This is a genomic window from Pseudomonas sp. FW305-20 (assembly GCF_058788075.1).
Map to the genome: position 1 here is coordinate 40,241 of NZ_JBYTAJ010000033.1, position 20,333 is coordinate 60,573.

20 protein-coding genes are annotated in these 20,333 nt (G+C 60.1%); 9 read left to right on the plus strand and 11 right to left on the minus strand.

Annotated elements, in window-relative coordinates; all coding sequences use genetic code 11:
* Positions 1-3 precede the first annotated feature (3 nt).
* Complete coding sequence (locus tag AC3WP4_RS23180; protein WP_102615453.1) at positions 4-777, plus strand: enoyl-CoA hydratase; 774 nt, start codon at positions 4-6, stop codon at positions 775-777.
* Between the two features lie 171 nt (positions 778-948).
* Here the strand turns inward: AC3WP4_RS23180 and AC3WP4_RS23185 are convergent, their stop codons facing one another.
* Positions 949-2,100, minus strand: coding sequence for an acyl-CoA dehydrogenase family protein (locus tag AC3WP4_RS23185; RefSeq protein ID WP_102615454.1), 1,152 nt, complete (start codon positions 2,098-2,100; stop codon positions 949-951).
* A gap of 3 nt (positions 2,101-2,103) precedes the next feature.
* The gene (locus AC3WP4_RS23190; RefSeq protein WP_102615455.1) at positions 2,104-3,210 is read right to left on the minus strand and encodes an enoyl-CoA hydratase/isomerase family protein; all 1,107 of its coding nucleotides are present in this window, start codon (positions 3,208-3,210) and stop codon (positions 2,104-2,106) included.
* Positions 3,211-3,656: 446 nt separating this feature from the next.
* Here AC3WP4_RS23190 and AC3WP4_RS23195 point away from each other — a divergent pair, with 446 nt between their 5' ends.
* The 7 genes from AC3WP4_RS23195 (at position 3,657) to astA (ending at position 9,408) form a co-directional block, all read left to right on the plus strand.
* Positions 3,657-4,436, plus strand: coding sequence for a transporter substrate-binding domain-containing protein (locus AC3WP4_RS23195; protein ID WP_074876729.1), 780 nt, complete (start codon positions 3,657-3,659; stop codon positions 4,434-4,436).
* 76 nt (positions 4,437-4,512) lie between these two features.
* Entirely contained in the window at positions 4,513-5,238 is a 726-nt protein-coding gene (locus AC3WP4_RS23200; protein ID WP_033054762.1) for an ABC transporter permease, read from the plus strand.
* The gene (locus AC3WP4_RS23205; protein ID WP_074876727.1) at positions 5,235-5,945 is read left to right on the plus strand and encodes an ABC transporter permease; all 711 of its coding nucleotides are present in this window, start codon (positions 5,235-5,237) and stop codon (positions 5,943-5,945) included. The genes AC3WP4_RS23200 and AC3WP4_RS23205 overlap by 4 nt, the downstream gene beginning before the upstream one ends.
* Positions 5,946-6,001: 56 nt before the next feature.
* A complete protein-coding gene (locus AC3WP4_RS23210) occupies positions 6,002-6,763 on the plus strand; it encodes an ABC transporter ATP-binding protein (RefSeq protein ID WP_074876725.1) in 762 nt (253 codons plus the stop codon).
* A gap of 12 nt (positions 6,764-6,775) precedes the next feature.
* Positions 6,776-7,255 carry an Lrp/AsnC family transcriptional regulator gene (locus AC3WP4_RS23215; protein ID WP_074876723.1) on the plus strand — a complete coding sequence of 160 codons (480 nt, stop codon included), beginning with the start codon at positions 6,776-6,778 and terminating at the stop codon, positions 7,253-7,255.
* 183 nt (positions 7,256-7,438) lie between these two features.
* Positions 7,439-8,377, plus strand: a complete 939-nt coding sequence (gene ctlX / locus AC3WP4_RS23220; protein ID WP_074876721.1) for a citrulline utilization hydrolase CtlX — start codon at positions 7,439-7,441, stop codon at positions 8,375-8,377.
* On the plus strand, positions 8,374-9,408 hold the full coding sequence (gene astA, locus AC3WP4_RS23225; protein WP_074876719.1) for an arginine N-succinyltransferase: 1,035 nt from the start codon (positions 8,374-8,376) through the stop codon (positions 9,406-9,408). Before ctlX ends, astA begins: the two co-directional genes overlap by 4 nt.
* 131 nt (positions 9,409-9,539) lie before the next feature.
* On the opposite strand, the gene AC3WP4_RS23230 is transcribed toward astA, so the two are convergent.
* The 9 genes from AC3WP4_RS23230 to argH form a co-directional block, all read right to left on the minus strand.
* Entirely contained in the window at positions 9,540-10,247 is a 708-nt protein-coding gene (locus AC3WP4_RS23230; RefSeq protein ID WP_102615456.1) for an HPP family protein, read from the minus strand.
* A 161-nt stretch (positions 10,248-10,408) separates the two neighbouring features.
* The gene (locus tag AC3WP4_RS23235; protein WP_102615457.1) at positions 10,409-11,587 is read right to left on the minus strand and encodes an MFS transporter; all 1,179 of its coding nucleotides are present in this window, start codon (positions 11,585-11,587) and stop codon (positions 10,409-10,411) included.
* A 16-nt stretch (positions 11,588-11,603) separates the two neighbouring features.
* On the minus strand, positions 11,604-13,079 hold the full coding sequence (locus AC3WP4_RS23240; RefSeq protein WP_256581199.1) for an MmgE/PrpD family protein: 1,476 nt from the start codon (positions 13,077-13,079) through the stop codon (positions 11,604-11,606).
* Positions 13,076-13,963: a polysaccharide deacetylase family protein gene (locus AC3WP4_RS23245; protein WP_102615458.1), complete on the minus strand. Its 888-nt coding sequence runs from the start codon at positions 13,961-13,963 to the stop codon at positions 13,076-13,078. The genes AC3WP4_RS23240 and AC3WP4_RS23245 overlap by 4 nt, the downstream gene beginning before the upstream one ends.
* A complete protein-coding gene (locus AC3WP4_RS23250) occupies positions 13,956-14,804 on the minus strand; it encodes a polysaccharide deacetylase family protein (protein ID WP_102615459.1) in 849 nt (282 codons plus the stop codon). The genes AC3WP4_RS23245 and AC3WP4_RS23250 overlap by 8 nt, the downstream gene beginning before the upstream one ends.
* A gap of 145 nt (positions 14,805-14,949) precedes the next feature.
* A complete protein-coding gene (locus AC3WP4_RS23255) occupies positions 14,950-15,774 on the minus strand; it encodes an ABC transporter substrate-binding protein (RefSeq protein ID WP_074876709.1) in 825 nt (274 codons plus the stop codon).
* Positions 15,775-15,813: 39 nt separating this feature from the next.
* A complete protein-coding gene (locus AC3WP4_RS23260; protein WP_102615460.1) occupies positions 15,814-16,578 on the minus strand; it encodes an amino acid ABC transporter ATP-binding protein in 765 nt (254 codons plus the stop codon).
* A 10-nt stretch (positions 16,579-16,588) separates the two neighbouring features.
* Positions 16,589-17,467, minus strand: coding sequence for an amino acid ABC transporter permease (locus AC3WP4_RS23265; protein WP_076031070.1), 879 nt, complete (start codon positions 17,465-17,467; stop codon positions 16,589-16,591).
* 147 nt (positions 17,468-17,614) lie between these two features.
* Positions 17,615-19,042 (minus strand): argininosuccinate lyase, encoded by a 1,428-nt coding sequence (argH, locus tag AC3WP4_RS23270; RefSeq protein ID WP_102615461.1) that lies wholly within the window; start codon positions 19,040-19,042, stop codon positions 17,615-17,617.
* A gap of 307 nt (positions 19,043-19,349) precedes the next feature.
* Between argH and AC3WP4_RS23275 the strand changes: the two genes are divergently transcribed.
* Positions 19,350-20,315, plus strand: a complete 966-nt coding sequence (locus AC3WP4_RS23275; RefSeq protein ID WP_102615462.1) for a LysR family transcriptional regulator — start codon at positions 19,350-19,352, stop codon at positions 20,313-20,315.
* Positions 20,316-20,333: the final 18 nt, after the last annotated feature.

Consider the following 20,333-nt stretch of genomic DNA (forward strand, 5'->3'; position numbering starts at 1 on the left):
CTTGTGAACTACGAAACGATTTTGTTGGAAACCCATGGTCGCGTTGGCCTGATCACCCTGAACCGTCCGCAAGCGCTGAATGCGTTGAACGCGCAGATCGTCAGCGAGCTGAACCACGCCCTCGATGGCCTGGAAGCTGATTCGAACATCGGCTGCATCGTGCTCACGGGCTCGAAAAAAGCCTTCGCGGCCGGCGCCGACATCAAGGAAATGGCCGAGCTGACCTACCCGCAGATCTACCTCGATGACCTGTTCAGCGACAGCGATCGCGTGGCTAACCGCCGCAAGCCGATCATTGCCGCCGTCAACGGTTTCGCCTTGGGCGGTGGGTGCGAACTGGCGCTGATGTGCGACTTCATCCTGGCTGGCGACAATGCCAAGTTCGGTCAGCCGGAAATCAACCTCGGCGTACTGCCGGGCATGGGCGGCACCCAGCGCCTGACCCGCGCAGTGGGCAAGGCCAAGGCCATGGAAATGTGCCTCAGCGGTCGCTTGATCGATGCGGTGGAAGCGGAGCGTTGCGGGATTGTCGCGCGGATTGTTCCGGCTGATGAGTTGCTGGAAGAAGCGTTGAAAGTCGCGGCGGTGATTGCCAAGAAGTCGTTGCCGATTGCAATGATGATCAAGGAAAGCGTCAACCGCGCGTTTGAAGTGAGCCTGTCGGAAGGTGTGCGTTTTGAACGTCGGGTGTTCCATGCGGCGTTTGCCACACAAGATCAGAAAGAAGGGATGGCGGCGTTTATTGCCAAGCGTGAAGCCGAATTCCAAGGCAAGTGATGTAGCGCCCTTGAAGGCTCTTTCGCGAGCAAGTCGAAGCTTTGATCGTTCCCACGCTCTGCGTGGGAATGCATCCTGTGACGCTCTGCGTCTCGCTTGAGAAGGGACGCGGAGCGTCCCGGGCGGCGTTCCCACGCAGAGCGTAGGAACGATCAGTTCTGTGGCGTTGATTTAGACCAGGTAGTGCTTCAACTCCCGGGCAATCACCATCCGCTGTATCTCGCTCGACCCTTCATAAATCTGCGTAATCCGCGCATCCCGGTAGTAACGCTCCACCGGGTAATCCTCCAGATACCCATACCCGCCATGAATCTGCATCGCCGACGAACACACTTTCTCGGCCATCTCCGACGCGAACAATTTGGCCTGTGAAGCCTCCGACAGACACGGCTTGCCGGCACTGCGCAATCGCGCGGCATGCAGGATCAGCAGTCGTGCCGCGTTCAACCGGGTGTGCATGTCGGCCAGCATGTTGGCAATGCTCTGGTGCTCGATGATCGGCTTGTCGAACTGTACCCGATCCCGCGAATAAGCCAGCGCCGCTTCAAACGCCGCGCGGGCAATGCCCAGCGCTTGTGCCGCGATGCCGATGCGGCCGCCTTCGAGATTGGAGAGGGCGATGGCCAGTCCTTTACCGCGCTCACCCAGCAGATTGGCTTCTGGGATCGTGCAGTTGCTCAGGGTCACCGCGCAGGTATCGGACGCGCGAATGCCCATTTTGTGTTCGGTGCGATCAACGATGAAACCGGTGGTATCGGTCGGCACCAGGAACGCCGAGAGGCCGCGCTTGCCGAGGTCCGGATCGGTCACCGCAAACACAATGGCCAGTTTGGCCCGTTTGCCGTTGCTGACGAATTGCTTGGCGCCGTTGATCACCCACTGGCCGTCGCGCAGTTCGGCGCGGGTGCGCAGGTTGTGGGCTTCGGACCCAGCCTGGGGTTCGGTCAGGCAGAAGCAGCCGATGGCCTGACCGCTGGCCAGATCCGGCAGCCAGGTCTGTTTCTGTTCTTCGGTGCCGTAGTTGAGGACCGGACCGCAACCCACGGAGTTGTGAATGCTCATCAGTGCGCCAGTGGCGCCGTCACCGGCCGAAATCTCTTCCACGGCCAAGGCGTAGGCGACGTAGTCGACATAGGTGCCGCCCCATTCCTCGGGCACCACCATGCCCAACAGGCCCAGTTCACCCATCTTCGCCACCAGACCGTCATCGATCCAGCCGGCCTTTTCCCAGGCCTGGGCGTGGGGGGCGATTTCGCCGCGGGCAAAGTCCCGGGCCATGTCGCGGATCATGACTTGCTCTTCGCTCAATTCGATATCGTGCATGGCTCAGCTCCCGCTTTGGTCAAAACCGCTGAAGAAACTCGCGACGTGCTCGGCGTCCAGCGCCTGCAAGGTCGGCGGGTTCCAGCGCGGTTTCTTGTCTTTGTCGATCAGCAAGGCGCGCACGCCTTCGATCAGGTCGCCGCGCTCGAACCACTGACGATCCAGGTGCAGCTCAAGGGCGAAGCAGTCTTCAAGACTCAAGTGCCGACCACGACGGAGCATTTCCAGGGTCACGCCCATGGCCAGCGGTGAACGGCTTTCCATCAGGTCGGCGGTGGTCATGGCCCACTCGTGGCTGTCGGCGACCGTTACTTCACGCAGTTGCTCAACAATACTCGGCACATCGGGCAGGGCGAAGAAGTGATCGATGGCCGGACGCAACGCGCTCAATGGCGCGTCGGGTAGCTGTTGCACCGCCAGTTTCGCCAGCAGACCTTGAAGGTCCTTCAACGGCGTTTCGTGCCATTCGAGTTGATCGAGTTGCTCGTCCAGCGTGCCCAGCTTGTCGCTTTCCAGGTACCAGTCGGCGAGGCCGCAATAGAGCGCATCGGCCGCACGGATCTGCACGCCGCTGACGCCGAGGTAAATCCCCAGTTCACCGGGAACGCGCGGCAGGAAATGGCTGCCACCGACATCTGGGAAATAACCGATCGCCACTTCCGGCATGGCCAGACGGCTTTTCTCGGTGACCACCCGCAAGTCGGCGCCTTGCACCAGGCCCATGCCGCCGCCCAGGACAAAACCGTCCATCAAGGCGAGCACAGGTTTTCGGTAATGATGAATCGCGAGGTCGAGGGCGTATTCCTCGACGAAGAAATCTTCGTGCAGCGTGTCGCCGTTTTTAAAGCTGTCGTACAGCGAACGGATGTCGCCGCCAGCACAGAACGCCTTCTCGCCAGCACCGCGCAACACCACCGCGTGTACGTGCGGATCCAGTGCCCAGGCGTCGAGCTGACGCTGCAGGTTACGCACCATGCTCAGGGTAATGGCGTTGAGGCCGGCGGGGCGATTGAGGGTCAGGTGACCGATGTGGTTGCGAACCTCGGCCAGCACTTCGTTTTGCGTGGCATCCATGGACGAAGTCCGCGGAGAAGAAACCTGAGCAGTCATCACTAACTCCCTGCTTTTATTGTTCTTTATAGAGAAGCTCGCGCGCGAGCGATGCTGGATCGTAACAGTGCAAATTTGTGATGTACAACCGGCATATGTGCAGGTCTTGCCTGCATTTTTGTAATGGCAGTGGAGAATTCCTTTCTGAATACGGCCGTGGGCCGGGCTCACGACAGATTCGGCTGTCAAAACAGCCTTATCAGCGCAATCCGGGTGTCTACACCGGCCCGTACGACACCTGTACCCGCTCATCTCTTGGCATTCTGGCCTCGGGTTTGAAGCCTTCTGCCGAGGGTTTCAGGCCAGGTGCCGCTGAGTGCGGCCCACCGTGCAAAACAATAAGAACGCTGTTGCGGTGTTAGCCGCATCGACTCTCTGTTCCTGCCCATAAAGGTGGCCGGGTTAGCCTGGCCGCGATAATTCCAAATAAATCGGGATTCAAGAAGATGAAGACTAGATGGCTGAGCTTGTCGGCAATCGCATTGCTGTGCTGCACCACCGGCGCCAGTGCCAAGGAATGGAAGGAGCTGCGATTCGGCGTCAACCCGAGCTACCCGCCTTTTGAATCCTCCACCGCCGATGGCGGCGTGCAGGGCTTTGGCGTGGATTTGGGCAATGCGATCTGCGCCGAATTGAAGGTTAAATGCGTGTGGGTCAGCAATGACTTCGACGGGCTGATTCCGGCGCTCAAGGCGGGCAAGTTCGATGCCATCGAATCGTCGATGACCGTGACCGATGCGCGCAAAAAACAGATCGACTTCACCGACCGCCTGTATGCAGGGCCGACCGCCATCGTCACTCGCAAGGATTCCGGGCTGTTGCCCACCGCCGAGTCGCTGCAGGGCAAGACCATCGGTTATATGCAGGGCACGATCCAGGAAACCTACGCCAAGGCCAAGTTGGGGCCGGGCGGTGTGAAACTGCGGGCCTATCAGAATCAGGATCAGGTCTACGCCGACCTGGTATTTGGCCGTCTCGACGCCTCGATCCAGGACAAAATGCAGGCGCAGATGAGCTTTTTGACTTCCCCTCAAGGCGCTGACTTCAAGAACAGTGAAGGCATCAGCGACCCGCTGGTGCCTTCCGACATCGCCATCGGCGTACGCAAGGGCAACGAAGAACTCAAAGGCATGCTCAATGCCGCCATCAAGGCCCTGCATGACAAGGGTATCTACGCGCAGATCCAGCAGAAACACTTCGGCGATCTGGACCTCTACAACTACTGATCCCCGCGCCCCAAAGGCTGCGTCCTGGTGACAGGCGCAGCGCTTGCGCGCGGGCGCCTCAAGACAGGTGACTGACGTGAACTCCTTCCTGAATCTGATCGGGGTCGATCTCTCTGCCCTGCAAGGCTATGGCCCATTGTTGCTGCATGGCACCTGGGTCACGCTGAAATTGTCAGCGCTCTCGCTGCTGGTGAGCATGGCACTGGGCCTGCTCGGCGCGGCGGCGAAACTGTCGCCGCTGAAGCTGTTGAACCTGCCGGCAACCTTCTACACGACGCTGATTCGCGGGGTGCCGGACCTGGTGCTGATGCTGCTGATTTTCTACAGCCTGCAAGGCTGGCTGAGCAGCCTGACCGAAGCCATGGACTGGCCCTACATGGAAATCGATCCGTTCGTGGCCGGGGTCATCACCCTCGGTTTTATCTACGGCGCGTATTTCACCGAGACCTTTCGCGGGGCGATTCTGAGCGTGCCGCGCGGCCAGCAGGAGGCCGCCGCGTGCTTTGGTCTGAACCGCTGGCAGCGATTCCGCTTTGTGGTGTTCCCGCAAATGATGCGTTTCGCTTTGCCGAGCCTGGGCAATAACTGGCTGGTGCTGCTCAAGGCCACGGCGCTGGTGTCGATCATCGGTTTGTCGGACCTGGTCAAAGTCGCGCAGGAAGCGGGTAAAAGCACCTTCAACATGCTCGATTTCCTGCTGCTGGCAGCCGCGTTGTATTTGCTGATCACCAGCGCTTCGAACTACGTTTTGCGCGTGTTGGAACGGCGCTACAACCAGGGTGTGCGGGGGATGGCACGATGATCGAGTTGATTGCCGAATACTGGAAACCCTTTCTGTTCAGCGACGGCTACAGCCTCACCGGGTTGGCCATGACCTTGTGGCTGCTGGTGGCGAGCATTGTGATGGGGTTCTTCCTGTCGCTGCCATTGGCGATCATGCGCACCTCGCGCTGGGGCCTGCTGCGCTGGCCGGTTCAGCTGTTCACTTATGTGTTTCGCGGCACGCCGCTATATATCCAGTTGCTGATTTGCTACAGCGGGATCTACGGCATCGCGGTGGTGCGCTCGCAACCGCTGCTCGAAGCATTTTTTCGCGATGCGATGAATTGCACCTTGCTCGCGTTCACGCTCAACACCTGCGCCTACACCGTGGAAATCTTCGCTGGGGCAATTCGCAGCATTCCCTATGGTGAAATCGAGGCCGCCCACGCGTATGGCTTGAGCGGTTGGCGCCTGTACCTGCGGCTGATTCTGCCTTCGGCGTTGCGCCGGGCATTGCCGTATTACAGCAACGAAGTGATCCTGATGTTGCACGCGACCTCAGTGGCGTTCACCGCCACCATTCCAGACATCCTCAAAGTCGCCAGGGACGCCAATGCCGCGACCTTCATGACGTTCCAGGCCTTCGGCATTGCCGGACTGCTGTACCTCGCGCTGTCGTTCGGCCTGGTCGGCGCCTTCCGGTTCGCAGAGAAGCGTTGGCTGGGTTTTCTCGGCCCGACTCACTAAATCCCATTTTCTGTCCAGAGCGGTGCCGCCAAGCCTGCCGCTCCAGGAGTGCTGACATGTACAAACTCACGGTTGAAAATCTGTATAAACGTTTTGGTGACAACGAAGTGCTCAAGGGCGTCTCGTTGAATGCACGGGCAGGCGATGTGGTGAGCATGATCGGCGCCAGCGGTTCGGGTAAAAGCACGATGCTGCGCTGCATCAACTTTCTGGAACGCGCGGACGAAGGCGCCATTGAACTGGACGGCGAGCGCGTGATCACGCGCCCGGGTGCCGGTGGCATGCGCGTCGCTCATCCGGCGCAATTGCAGCGTCTGCGCACGCGCCTGGCAATGGTGTTCCAGCATTTCAATTTGTGGAGCCATCTGACGGTGCTGGAGAACATCGTGCTGGCGCCGTGCCGGGTGTTGGGGATCAGCCGCAAGGCCGCCGAAGAAAGTGCGCGGGCTTACCTGGACAAGGTCGGTCTGGCGCAACGAGTGGCCGATCAATACCCGGCGTTTCTGTCCGGTGGCCAGCAACAACGGGTGGCGATCGCACGTGCCCTGGCGGTGGAACCGGAGATTCTGTTGTTCGACGAGCCGACCTCGGCACTCGATCCGGAATTGGTGGGTGAGGTGCTGAAGGTCATTCAGGCCCTGGCCGAGGAAGGCCGTACCATGTTGATGGTGACCCACGAAATGGGGTTTGCCCGGCAGGTTTCCAGCCAGGTGTTGTTTTTGCATCAGGGAAAGGTCGAGGAGCAGGGTGATGCTACGATCCTTGACCAGCCAAAAAGTGAACGTTTGCAGCAATTCCTATCGGGTCGTTTGAAGTGAGGCAAGACGTACATGGCGGATATCCGCGATCTGTCGATCGTGCTTGATCGTATCGATCAGGCAATCATCGAAGTGTTGCGCCACGAAGGGCGCATCACTTATCAAAAGCTTTCCGAGCGCGTCCATCTCACGCCCAGGCCGTGCCTGGAACGGGTGCGCAAACTCGAACAGCTCGGGGTCATTCGTGGGTATGGCGCGATTCTCGATGAAAAGAAACTGACGCCAGGCTTGTCGTTGCTGGTGTTGGTTGCGTTGTCGAACCAGAGCGGGCGCGCGGCGCAGAAGGCGTTCGAAGCCAAGGTCCGCGCCTGCCCTCAGGTGATGGAATGTCAGTTGATCAGCGGTGCGTTCGACTACAGCTTGCGCATGCGTTGCCGGGACATGGAGCACTATCGGGTGCTGACCGAAGTCTGGTTCGATGACCCGGAATTGCACATCGATAAGTTGGTCAGCCATCCGGAACTGGCGATGGTCAAGACCACGATGGAATAGGTTTGGCAGAACAAAAAATCGCAGCTTCGGGCTGCGATTTTTTTTGTGTTCAGCTCCGCCGAATCGGCTGGGCCACACACGTTTTTCAGCCGTTTCCATCACGCCGCAGACACTTATCAACCGGGTTTTCCAGCCTGCGAAACAGACAATGAGTACCTCTCAGCCCTCATTGAATCTGTGCCCATGCAAACCACCAATACCGTTTTGATGATTCGCCCGACACGTTTCTCCTTCAATCAGGACACGGCGGCGAACAACCGTTTCCAGCAGCCGGCCGCCGTCAGCGAAGACGTGCAGCAAAAGGCGTTGCAAGAGTTCGATGGCTACGTTGCAGCGCTGCGTCAGCACGGTGTCGAGGTCAGGGTGCACAACGACCGCGAAGCGCCGCATACCCCGGATTCGATCTTCCCTAACAATTGGTGGAGCAGCCATCCCGACGGCACCTTGGTGCTGTACCCGATGCAGGGCCACAACCGGCGTTTGGAACGGGACAAAGGCGTGCTTGACTGGCTGCGGGACGAGTACCGGGTGGAACAGTTGCTGGACCTTTCCAGCCTCGAACAGCAGGAAGTGTTCCTCGAAGGCACCGGTAGCATGGTGCTGGATCGTCAGCAGCGAATTTGCTACGCCGGTTACTCCACCCGCACCCATGCCCGCGCTCTGGACCAGGTGGTCAGTCATTTGGGTTACGAACTGTGCGCCTTCAACGCGGTGGACCGTCAGGGCGTCGCGATTTACCACACCAACGTGATGATGAGTGTCGGCACACGCCTGGCCGTGGCCTGCCTGACGTCAGTCACGCACCCGGCCGAACGCCTGGCCCTGCGTAAACGCCTGGAAGACAGCGGCAAACAGGTGATTGCCCTGAGCTGGGAACAACTGGAATCTTTCGCCGGCAACATGCTGGAAGTCCACAACGCTGCGGGCGAACCCTTGCTGGTGATGTCGCGCACGGCCTGGCAATCGCTGGATGCCGCCCAACGTCGTTTGATCGAAACCCACGCCACGCCGCTCCCCGTGAACATCGACACCATCGAACGCATCGGCGGCGGCAGCGCGCGCTGCATGTTGGCCGAAGTCTTTCTGTCCAAACATCGGGCTACCCAGGAGCAAATGCAATGATCGTTCGTCCAGCCACACCGGCAGACCTGTCGGCACTGTTAGCCCTGGCCCATAGCGCCGGAACCGGCTTGACCACCTTGCCTGCCGACGCGGGGCGTCTGCGCCAGCGTCTGGAGTGGGCAGCGAAGACCTTCGCCGGCGAAGCCGAACGCGCCGATGCCGATTACCTGTTTGTGCTTGAGAATGACCAGCATGAAGCCATCGGCATCTGCGCACTGGCCGGGGCCGTCGGCCTGCGCGAGCCCTGGTACAACTACCGACTGGGCCTGTTTGTCGCGGCCTCGAAAAACCTCGGGATCAATCAGCAACTGCCGACGTTGTTCCTCGGTAACGACATGACCGGTCACTCAGAACTGTGTTCACTGTTTCTGCATGCCGATCACCGCAGCGGTCTGAACGGGCGCTTGCTGTCCAAGGCGCGGTTCCTGTTTCTGGCGGAATTTCGTCAGCACTTCGGTGAGAAAGTCATCGCCGAGATGCGTGGCTACTCGGACGAAGAGGGCATTTCACCGTTCTGGGAAGGCCTGGGTCGGCACTTCTTCAAGATGGACTTTGCCGATGCCGACTACCTCACAGGGCTGGGCAACAAAACCTTCATCGCCGAGCTGATGCCCAAGTTTCCGCTGCCCACCTGCCTGTTGCCTGAAGCGGCGCGAACCGTCATCGGGCGGGTTCACCCCAATACCGAACCGGCGCTGGGCATGCTCAAGGCTGAAGGATTCGAGCACCGCGACTACATCGACATCTTCGACGGCGGCCCGCTGATCGAATGCGCCACCGGGGATATCCGTGCGGTGCGCGACAGTCAGGTGCTGCAACTGAGCATTGGCACACCGGGGGAGCAGGCGGCGACTTACCTGATTCATAACCGTCAATTTGCCGAGTGCCGGATTATCGCGGCACCGGCGCGGGTGGCTGCCGGGACGTTGATTGTCGATGCGGCAACTGCGAAGAGTTTGGGATTGAGTGTCGGGTCATCGGTGCGCGCGGTGAGTCTGGCGGTGCCGGTGCGGCAACAGTCAGCAGCCTGAACAGATTTTTGGGTTGGCGCTGAACCTGTGGGAGCGAGCCTGCTCGCGATGGGGCGCTGTCAGTCAATATTGATTTGTATGACACACCGCCTTCGCGAGCAGGCTCGCTCCCACAGGGGATCTTTGTTTCTTCAGGTTCTACCGCTGAGGACTTCACCAATGCTGCGCCGTTTGGCATGCAACTCACTGGCATGGATCAGCTGTTCAAGGTCTTCGGGGGTGACGTCGTAGAAGGCCTCCATGTCGGCAAGGGCCAGTTTCAGATCCGCGGCAGTGATCGCCTGGCTGTCGGTGGGCGGGCGGTCGGCCGGCACGATGGACGCCGGTTCGCTGGCGCGTTTTGGGTAACGAATACGGGTCAGGTTGTTGTAGGCCAGGGCGATGAGCAGCATGGTCGATCCACTGAGCATCACCGGGCCGAGGGCTTTCCAGTCCAGGGCAATGGTCGCCGGGTCTGCCAATACCAACAGCAACGCCAAGGCCCCGGCCGGTGGGTGCAGGCAACGCAGCCAGCACATCAGAATCAGCGCCATGCCCGCCGCCAGGCAAGCGCTGCCAAGGGTTCGCCCGAGCACGTGAGCGACCAGCAGTGAAACCACCCCGGCGCTGAGGTAGCCGCCAAGAATCGACCAGGGCTGGGCGAGGGCGCCGGAGGACACGGCGAACAGCAACACGGCCGATGCACCCAGCGGACCGATCAGATGCTGCGCCACTTGCATGCCGAATACCTGGCTGCAGAGCCAGACGCTGAACATCGTGCCCAAGGACATGCCGATCGCGGCGCGACTCCATTCGGAGGGGCGGGTGTTGATGGCAGCGGGAAACCAGCGAGCAAACATGGGGCAGACGATCCGTTGAAAAAAAACCGAGGCAAAAAAAAGGCTTAGCTGGGATACCCAGAAAGCCCTTGAAGTTGTTCCAACTATTGGGGGAGGAACGGGGCACAGTGTGCCGCTCATTCCCGATGCTGACAAATTCATATTAATGCAGTTTTAGTGCATTAATATTGCTGTAAAGCCACCCGGCGACCGCTCATGAAACACAGGAATCCGCCCATCGCGGTCAGTGCGCTCAAGGCATAAAACATCGTTGGCGCTGGGGTGTGCATCAGCAGGAAACCGCAAATCACCGGGCTCAGTGCACCGCCGAGGGCTGCGAGGTTTTGCGCGCCGTAATAACTGCCGCGCAGCTCTTCCGGCGCCAGGGTGTCAACGAAGAGGAATTCGGCCGGGTAAATGATCATTTCACCGAGGGTGAAGATGAACATGGCCACGCACCAACTCACAAGGCTGTCGGCCAGGCTGAAGCCGATCAAACCGACGATGAACAGGCTGGTACCGCCCGCGATCCAGTAACGCAATTGTTCGCGCTTGAGGAAACGGCCGATCTGGTATTGCAGCAGGATCACGCTGATCGCATTGCAGGCGAGCAGGGCGGCCATGGTTTCCAGTGCCCGTTTGGTGTCTTGAGTCACCAACAGGTATTGCGACAGGTACAGGGTGAAACGGCCATGGACCACGGTGCTGAGCAGGCAGCCGCAGGTGAACATGATCAGCGTGCGATCGTTTTTCAGGGTGATCAGGGTCTTGAGAAAACTCGTTGGCTGGCCAATCGCGGGAGCCTGGGCCGAATCCTTCGGTATTCCGATCATCAGGAAAATACTGAAGAACGCGATGCCGCCCGCGATCAGGAACGGTGCTATCGGATACACGCCGGCAATCACCACGCCCAGCATCGGGCCGGTGGCGTAGCCGATGTTGGTCAAGGTGTAGCGCAGGGAAAACGCCTTGGCGCGCTGGCCCACGGGCAGGTTTTCGCTGAGGATCGCCTTCGAGCCGATCAGGAACAGTGCCGAGGCGGTTTCGGTGATGACCAGGGTGGCGGTGGTCAGGTAGAGGTTGTCGGCGAAGGTCAGCAGCACGAAGCCGATGGCGCTGGAGAGCATCGCCAGGATCAACAGTCGGCGCTTCTCGAGGCGGTCGATGATGTAACCGCCGTAGAGCGCGAGCAGGGTGGCGATGAACACCGCAATGCCCAGCAGCAAGCCGACATCCTGTTGGTTGAGGCCGAGTTTGTTGCTCAGGAACAGCGTCAGCAGCGGGCTGGTGATGGCGCGGCTGACGACGATGGTCAGCGAAACGATCATCAACCGGCGGATAACGAGTGAGTAAGTGGCCACGGTGGTGCAAATATCCTTATTTAATGTTCTCTGAGTGATCGTACCCACGTCGAGGCGTCGAACCGTCTGCGTGGGAATGCCTTACCGGACGCTCTGCGTCCGCTTCGGCAGGGACGCGGAGCGTCCCGGGCTGCATTCCCACGCGGAGCGTGGGAACGATCGACAACTCAATGGATTCCAATTCTTCAATCCGCCACAACTGCTCAAGCAGTTCTGCCGCTTGCCCCCGTGGCATCACCCGCAACGCCAGGCTGAAAAACTTCTCCTCCAGCGCCACATCACACAACGGATTACCCGGCGCACCCAATGGCGGGTCGACACACAGGCTCGCCTGCCGACCGTCCACGGTCCGCATGCTGACAACGGGCTCGCCATCCTCTGACAGTTGCGGGTCCACTTCAAGGTGGATGCGCGACATCCAGTGAGCAATCCGTGGATCGCCCCGTTGTTCATCGTCATACGCCTCCAACCGGCAATGCCCCTGCACCAGCCGGGCTGCGAGGGCATACGGCAGGCTCATCTGCGCCGCCGCCAGCGTACCGACGTCGCGCCCGCCGCACATGTCCTGCAGAAATCCGCACAACGACACCCGAACATCCTCGACCTGATCTGTGCTGACCTGCAGTTGATCCAGCAACAGCCCCAGCGCATCGATGGCGGAATGCGTTCCTCGGCACGCGGCGTAAGGTTTGATCGAGCAGCGAGCGAGTTTCCATACGACGCCCAGATCGGTATCCAGCGCGTCAGGTTGTGCAGTCTCACCTGCCAGGGTCTTGAGAAACCCGCCCCAGACATCATCGAATAATCGGGTCGGCCCGGTGATGCCTCGTTGGGCAAATCGCGCCGCCAGCAATCCGCCCTCGGCGGCACGACCACTGTGAAGTTTTTTACTTTGCGAACCGTCGTGGATAAACGCCCACAACCCTCCACTGAAACTGCCGGCAATGCCCAGCGCCGAGACGGTTTGCGCGGTATCCAGTCCGAGTATTCGCGCACTGGCCGCCGCCGCACCGAACACGCCGCAGGTGGCAGTGGAGTGCCAGCCGGCGCCGTTGTGGGCTGAATAGCTGCCGCAGGCTTCGAGCACCCGACGGCCGATTTCGTAGCCGATCACCACGGCGGTGATCAGCTCCCGACCATTCACCGGTTGTCCAGCCATCGACACCGCCGCCATGACTGCCGGCAGCACCACCGCGCCGGAATGGTCGCAGCCACCGGTGTCGTCCAGTTCCAGGGCATGGGCGGCGACACCATTGAGCAGGGCGGCCTGGGCCGCTCCGGTGCGCTGATCGGTGCCCCAGATCAGCGTGCTCCCGGTTTCACCGTCGAAGACCTGGCGTGCCTGCTTCGCGACATCGCTGCCAGCCCCGGCCAGGGTCGCGCCGAAGGTGTCGAGTATGTGCCGCTTGGCTTGGGCCACCAGTGCGGGCGGCAAGTCTTCGAATCGGCTGTCGACGCAGAACTGCGCCAATCGCTGCATCCGCTCACTCATGAAAGGTAATCCCGATAATGCCGCTCATACACAGCCGCCGGATGGTCCTCGGTCACCTGTCGCGCCGATTCGGCCCACCATTGAGCAACGTCGGCGCCTGTGGCAATCCACACGTCGTCGTGCTGTTGAATCCCCTCCAGCAACTCGCGCAACACGCCAATCCGCCCGGGTGTCGCAATGATTTCCGGGTGCAGTCGCAGCACATAACACAGGCCGAATCGGTGAAACCCGGCGAAGTCCAGTTGCAGGTTGCCCAGGGTATGGCTGTAAGAGGCGATCCGCGATTGCGCCGGTGGCACGGCCGGGCTCAGGTTGAAGGCGAAGTAGGGTTCGTCTTCCAGTTCGTAGTGCAATGGCAACTCGATGACGTCGGGCGCCGTCGGATGAGCGAATGGCAAATCATCGCCACGCCACGATGAGGACCAGCGAATGCCGTGATCCTTCAACGCTTCGATGAAGCCCGGTGCACCGTTGCCGGCCGGGATGCGAAAGCCTGTTGGACGCTGGCCAGTCAGCGCGGTCAACGCCTCGCAGCCTTTGGCAATCTCGGCGCTTTGTTCGTTGAGGCTCAGGGTGTCGTAGTGCTGGTGGCGATACCCGGCGCAGGCGATCTCATGTCCACCGGCCTGGATTGCCCGAATGTGCCCGGGGTTTTCCTCGGCGACGATCCCGGGAACAAACCAGCTGCTGGAAACCCCCAGTTCTTCGAATAAACCGAGCAAACGGTCGACGCCGCGTTGGGTGCCATAGCGCCAGACCGACAGCGTCTTGTCGCGCCCGGCGACCTCCGGGGCCTGGGTGAGGATGCCGTGGATGTCGTTGTAATCGACGGTCAGTACCACGGCGCAGCGGTAGCCTTTGGGCCAGACAGGGGAATCAGCCATGGTGATGCTCCTTCAGCCACCAGTGGGCGACATCGCGGCATGTGGCGAACCACACGTCATCGCGCTGGCGCATGTGTTCGAAGAGTTTTTCCAGCAGCAGGATGCGTCCCGGTTTGCCGGTGATCTTGGGGTGGAACAGGGTGGTCAGGCACAGTCCTTCGTTCATGGCGCCGTCGTATTCGCGGCACCAGTTATCGAGGGTCAGTGCGTAGCTGGCGGTGCGGTCCAGCCCGGAAGGAAAGTCCGGCGCGCGGGTGTAGGCGAGGGAGGCGTAGTCGTCCATTTCCCAGCGGCCGGGGATTTCCACCAGCGGCGTGTCGTGCCCCGGTACTTTCACCAGGTATGGCCGGTCATCGCCGCGCATGCTGCTGGAGTAGGTCACGCCAGCCTCCACCAGCATCGCCGGGGTTTCGGCCCGCCAGTCACCGGACGGGGTGCGAAACCCTTCGGCGCGGATGTTCAGGTGCTTCCAGAACACCTCGCGGGATTTGTTCATCACGTCCTTTTGCTGTTCCAGCGTCAGGGCGTAAAAGGATTCGTGCTTGTAGCCGTGGTAGGCCACTTCATGCCCGCGCTCGACAATCGCCTGGCACTGTTTCGGCCAGTTCTCCACGACCCAGGCCGGGACGAAAAACGTCGTCGGGATTTGGTAGGCGTCGAGTACATCGAGGATGCGGGGCAAGGCGCGGTAAGGGCCGTAACCGCCAAAACCGAAGTACTCGGGCTTGCGCCAGATCGAACCGTTGAGCATGGCATCGCCGGTCGGGCCGTCGAGGTCGAAGGCCAGGGCGAGGCAGGCTTTGTGCTGGTCGGGCCAGGTGGGTTGTGGCAAGGAGGACATGTGGGCTCCAACTATTCATAAATAAACACCGAACCCTGTGGGAGCGAGCCTGCTCGCGATGGGGCCGGCACATTCAACATCCCTGTCGCCTGACAGACCGCCATCGCGAGCAGGCTCGCTCCCACAAAGGCATCACGCCGATCCCTTATTTCCCGGCGTTAATGGTCACAGTCTTGATCGCCCCCAGTTCCAGGTCCCACTTTTTCAGGATCGCCTGGTAGCTGCCGTCATCCACCATGCTCTGCAACGCGACCTTCACCGCCTCGCTCAGCTCAGGCTTTTTCTTGCTCACGCCCAACCCGGTGAACTGTTTGGAGATTGGCAGGCCCACGGTTTTGTACATGTCCTTTTCCTGAGTCTTCAGGTAGGACAAAGTCTCGCTGCCCTGCATGGCCGCATCGATACGGCTCTGACGCAATTGCGCGCGGGCATCGGCTGAGCCTTCGGTGCCGATCACGTTGATCGCAGGCTTGCCGGCGGCTTCGCAATTGGCCTTGCTCCACTCGGCGATTTCCGCCGGGAAGGTGGTGCGGCGGCTGGTGCCGACTTTCTTGCCGCACAGGTCGATGATCTCGTTGAAATCCTTGTTCTTCTGCAAGGTGTAGAACTGCGGACCGCTGGTGAAATAGTCGACGAAGGTCACGCTGGCCTGGCGTTCGGCGGTGTCGGTCATGCCCGACAGCACCATGTCGACGCGGTCGGTGGTCAGCGCATTGATCATTTGCTCGAAGCCGGTTTCCTGCCATTTGATCTTCACGCCCAGACGTTCGGCCAAGGCATTGCCCAGGTCGTAGTCAAGACCGGTGAGCGTGTTGGTGGCCGGGTCCTTGAAGTCCATCGGCGGGTAGTTCGGCATGATCGCTACCACGACCTCGCCTTTTTCCTTGATGCTGGCCGGTAGTTCGGCGGCCCAGGTGAAGCCGGAAGCCATAACGCCTGCGAGTACTGCTGGGATAACAATGTTCTTCATGGTCGTTCTCTTATGAGTGTTGTGAGCGCCAAAGGACGCTTAGGTTCGAACGGCAGAAATGAAGCTTTGGGTGCGCGGGTTTTGCGGACTTATTAGTATTTCTTCGGGGCTTCCAGCCTCCACGATCTGCCCGCCGTCCATGAACACCATGCGGTTGGAAACTTCGCGAGCGAAGCCCAGTTCATGGGTGACGACGATCATGGTCATGCCGGTCTGCGCCAGATCGCGCATCACCGACAGCACCTCACCGACCAGTTCCGGGTCGAGTGCCGAAGTGGGTTCATCGAACAGCATCAGCTTGGGCCGCATGGCCAGTGCACGGGCTATGGCGACGCGTTGTTGCTGGCCACCCGAGAGTTCGATCGGGTAGCTGTTGCGCTTGTCGGCCAGGCCGACGCGAGCGAGCAGTTCCAAGGCTTCTTCGTGCGCCTCTTTGGGCGAACGCTTGAGCACCTGGCATGGCCCTTCGATGATGTTTTGCAGCACGGTCATGTGCGGAAACAGGTTGAAACGCTGGAACACCATGCCGGTGGCCAGGCGTTGACGGGCGATCTGCGACTCGTTGAGTTCGTGCAGCTTGTTGCCGACGATGCGGTAACCCACCAGTTCGCCATCGACCCAGAGGCCGCCCTTGTCGATTTTTTCCAGCTGGTTGATGCAGCGCAGCAAAGTGCTTTTGCCGGAGCCGGACGGGCCGATGATGCACAGCACTTCGCCTTGCTCGACTTCGATGTTGACGTCCTTGAGCGCGTGGAAATGGTCGTAGTACTTGTTCAGGCTCACGGCCTTGACGATGCTTCTCATGTGGGGCTCCTCAAGAACGCTTGCCGGCGCCGCGAGCGAAACGACGCTCCAGACGGCTTTGACCAAAGGACAGGACGGTAACGGTGGCCAGGTACCAGATACCGGCGACGATCAGCAGCTCCATCACGCGGGCGTTGGCGTAGTAGATGTTCTGGGCGTTGTAGAGCAGTTCCGAGTACTGGATGACGCTCGCCAGCGAGGTCATCTTCACCATGCCGATGAACTCGTTACCGACCGGCGGAATGATCACCCGCATGGCTTGCGGCAGGATGATCCGGCGCAGCGCTTGCAGGCGCGGCATGCCAATCGACTTGGCAGCTTCGTACTGGCCGGTGTCCACCGACAGCAGGCCGGCACGTACCACTTCGGCGGTGTAGGCGCCCTGGTTGATGCTCAAACCGAGGAGGGCCGCCACGAACGGGGTCATCAGGCTCACGGTGTCCATTTCGAACAGGCCGGGGATGCCGATGGTGGGGAAGATCAGCGCCAGGTTGAACCACAACAGCAGTTGCAGGATCAGCGGCGTGCCGCGAAACAGCCAGGTGTAGGTCACCGCCACGTAGCGCAGGATCGGGTTGGCCGACATGCGCATGATCGCGGTGATCACCCCGAAAACGATGCCCAGCGCCATGGCCAGCACCGCCATGACGATGGTGTTGAGCAAGCCCCACATGATCGCCTGGGACGTGAGGAACTGGCCGATATAGGACCACTCGATCTTGCCTTCGGCAAAGGCTCGTACCAGGCCGATAATCGCAATGACGATCACGGTGGCGAAGAAAATCCGCCCGTAATAACGCCGTGGCACATGGTGGTACTGGGTGATATCGAACTGGTTTTCCGCCAGTTTGCGCTCCGACTGGAGTCGTTCTGCCTGAGTCTGGCTCATGTTGTTTCTCCGTACTCTGATATTTCAGGTCAGCACAGTCCCTGTGGGAGCGGGCTTGCCCGCGATAGCGGACTGTCAGTCAACAAAAATGTGGATGTGATGGCCTCATCGCGGGCAAGCCCGCTCCCACAGGTTTTGTGCTCTGACTTAAAGGCGAAAGCCCTGATAGTTCTCGGTCCATTGCTGCTGCGCAGCCAGGGCAGTTTTCAGTCGACCAATCTGCTCGCGCACCTGTTGCGGCGCGGTGCCGCCCCAGCCACTGCGGGCGGCGATGGCGGCTTCGAGGGTCAGGCTCTCGCGCACTTCCGCGGTCAGGCGCGGGTCAATTTCGGCCAACAGCGCCGGGGAGGCTTCCCACAATTCGATGTCGTGTTTCTCACAGGCCTGGACCAGCGCACCGGTGATTTCGTGGGCTTCCTTGAACGGCACGCCGCGCATGGCCAGCCAGTCGGCGACTTCGGTGGCGAGAGTGAAACCCAGTGGCGCCTGACGCCGCAGTTCTTCGACGTTGACCTTCATGGTTGCGACCATCCCGGCCATGGCGGGCAGCACCAGCAACAGGGTGTCGACGCTGTCGAGCACACCGTTTTTGTCTTCGCTCAAGTCGCGGTTGTACGACAGCGGCAGGGATTTCAGCGTAGAGAGCAGACCGGTCAGGTTGCCGATCAGGCGACCCGCCTTGCCCCGCGCCAATTCAGCGATGTCCGGGTTCTTCTTCTGCGGCATGATTGAGCTGCCGGTGGCGTAGGCATCGTCCAGCACGACCCAGCGAAATTGCCGCGACGACCACAGGCAGAACTCTTCGGCGAGGCGGGAAATGTTGATCCCGAGCATGCTGGCAATGAACAGGAACTCGGCAACGTGATCGCGGCTGGCTACGGCATCGATGGAGTTTTCACACACGCCGCTGTAGCCCATTTCCTTGGCCGACTGCTGCGGCAGACGAGCGATGGCAGAACCGGCCATGGCCGCCGCGCCGAGTGGCGACAGCGAAGTGCGTACGTCCCAGTCCACCAGGCGTTGCACGTCACGCAACATCGATTGGGCGTGGGCCAGCAAGTGGTGAGCGAACACGATCGGCTGGGCTTGCTGCAGGTGAGTGAACCCTGGGCAGATGCTTTCGATGTGCTGCTCGGCCTGATCCACCAAGGCTTGTTGCAGGGCCAGGACTTCAACGGCCAGGGTGCGGACGTGATCACGCAGGAACAGGCGCAGGTCGTTGGCAGTCTGGTCGTTGCGTGAACGGCCGGCGCGCAGCTTGCCACCGAGTGCGCCGAGGCGTTCGGTCAGCAGGCGTTCGATGAAGGTGTGGACGTCTTCGTCGTCAAGGGTCGGCGCGATGCTGCCGGCGCGGAAGTCATCACCGATGCGTTCCAGGGCGTCGAGCATGGTCTGGGTTTCTTGTTCGCTCAGCAGCCCGGCGCGCTGCAATTCACGGGCATGCGCCTTGGAACCGGCGAGGTCGTACGGGGTGAGGCGAAAGTAGCGCTCGGGGCAACGGGACAAGGCCGCCAGGGCTTCGGACGGACCGCTTTTGAAGCGGGCACCCCAGAGACGGTCGGTGGTTTGAGACATTGTTGTTTTCCTCGTCGGTAAAGCGAACTGAAATCGGGGTGCCGGGCCTGAAACACTCGCCGCAAATCAATTGGGCGTGGTTTGGCCTAAACATTATTCAAGGGCAGGGTGAAAGCGCAGTTGCATCGTTACGAGAGCTGATCGAAGTGTCAGCTTTTAATAGTTCGAAATCAGTGAGTTGGCACTGATGTGCGGGATTTCTTAGCGGTTGCCAAGCCTGGTTTTCTGTGGTCATTATTATTTACCAGCACTATTTTTGTTGTTGGACACAGGTTGTTGAATAGGGCGCCAGAGGTAAATAGGCATTATGGAAACCCCACTTTCCAATTCCGGAAACCCGCCGCTGAAAACGGGTCATCGGGCACCGCTGACCCTCAGCGGCCTGGATTTCAAACTGCTCAAAGTATTCAAGGCAGTGGTCGAAGCCGGCGGCTTCAGTGCTGCCCAGAATGAGCTGAATGTGGGTCTGGCAGCCATCAGCAAACAGATCTCCGACCTGGAGATCCGCATCGGCATGCGCCTGTGCACCCGCGGTCGCGAGGGTTTTCACCTGACCGAAGAGGGTCGCCTGGTGTATCAGGCGTCCATTGATTTATTTGCCTCGGTCGACAACTTTCGCGACCGCCTTAGTTCAGCTCAGAATGAACTGATCGGTGACCTTGGCGTGGGGGTTATTGATAATACGATTTCCGATGCTAATTCGCCGTTAGTTGCTGCGCTTAGAACAATTAATGAAACATCGCCGAAAGTAAGATTTCAACTTCAAGCCTCACAACTGGATGAGGTGGAAAGAGGTGTTGTAGAGGGACGGTTAGTGGCGGGGATCGTGCCGGTTTATCAGAAGCGCGAAGAGTTTGATTACTACCCGCTTTATGAAGAACGCTCTGAAGTTTATTGCGCGGTCGGTCATCCGTTATTCACGGTGCCGGACGCAGAAATCGGCAGTCATGTGCTCAAGGATTACGAGTGCATCAACCACCGCTATGCGATTCATCGCGACAAACTGAATTTTGCCCACTACGACAGCTTTTCCGCCTCGGCCAGCCAGGTCGAAGCGGTGGCATTGCTGATCAAGACCGGGCGTTTCGTGGGTTTTCTGCCACAGCATTACGCCGCGTCGATGGTGGCGCAGGGACAGTTCCGGGCTGTGCGCCCGGAACTGATCAACATCAGCACCCCGTTCAATCTGATCCTTCGTCACAACACGGTGCGCAGTCCGCTGGTCAAGGCGTTTGCCCTGGCGTTGGGGGTCGATTTGAAGGCGCCGCTCTGATAGCGGCTGACATCGTAT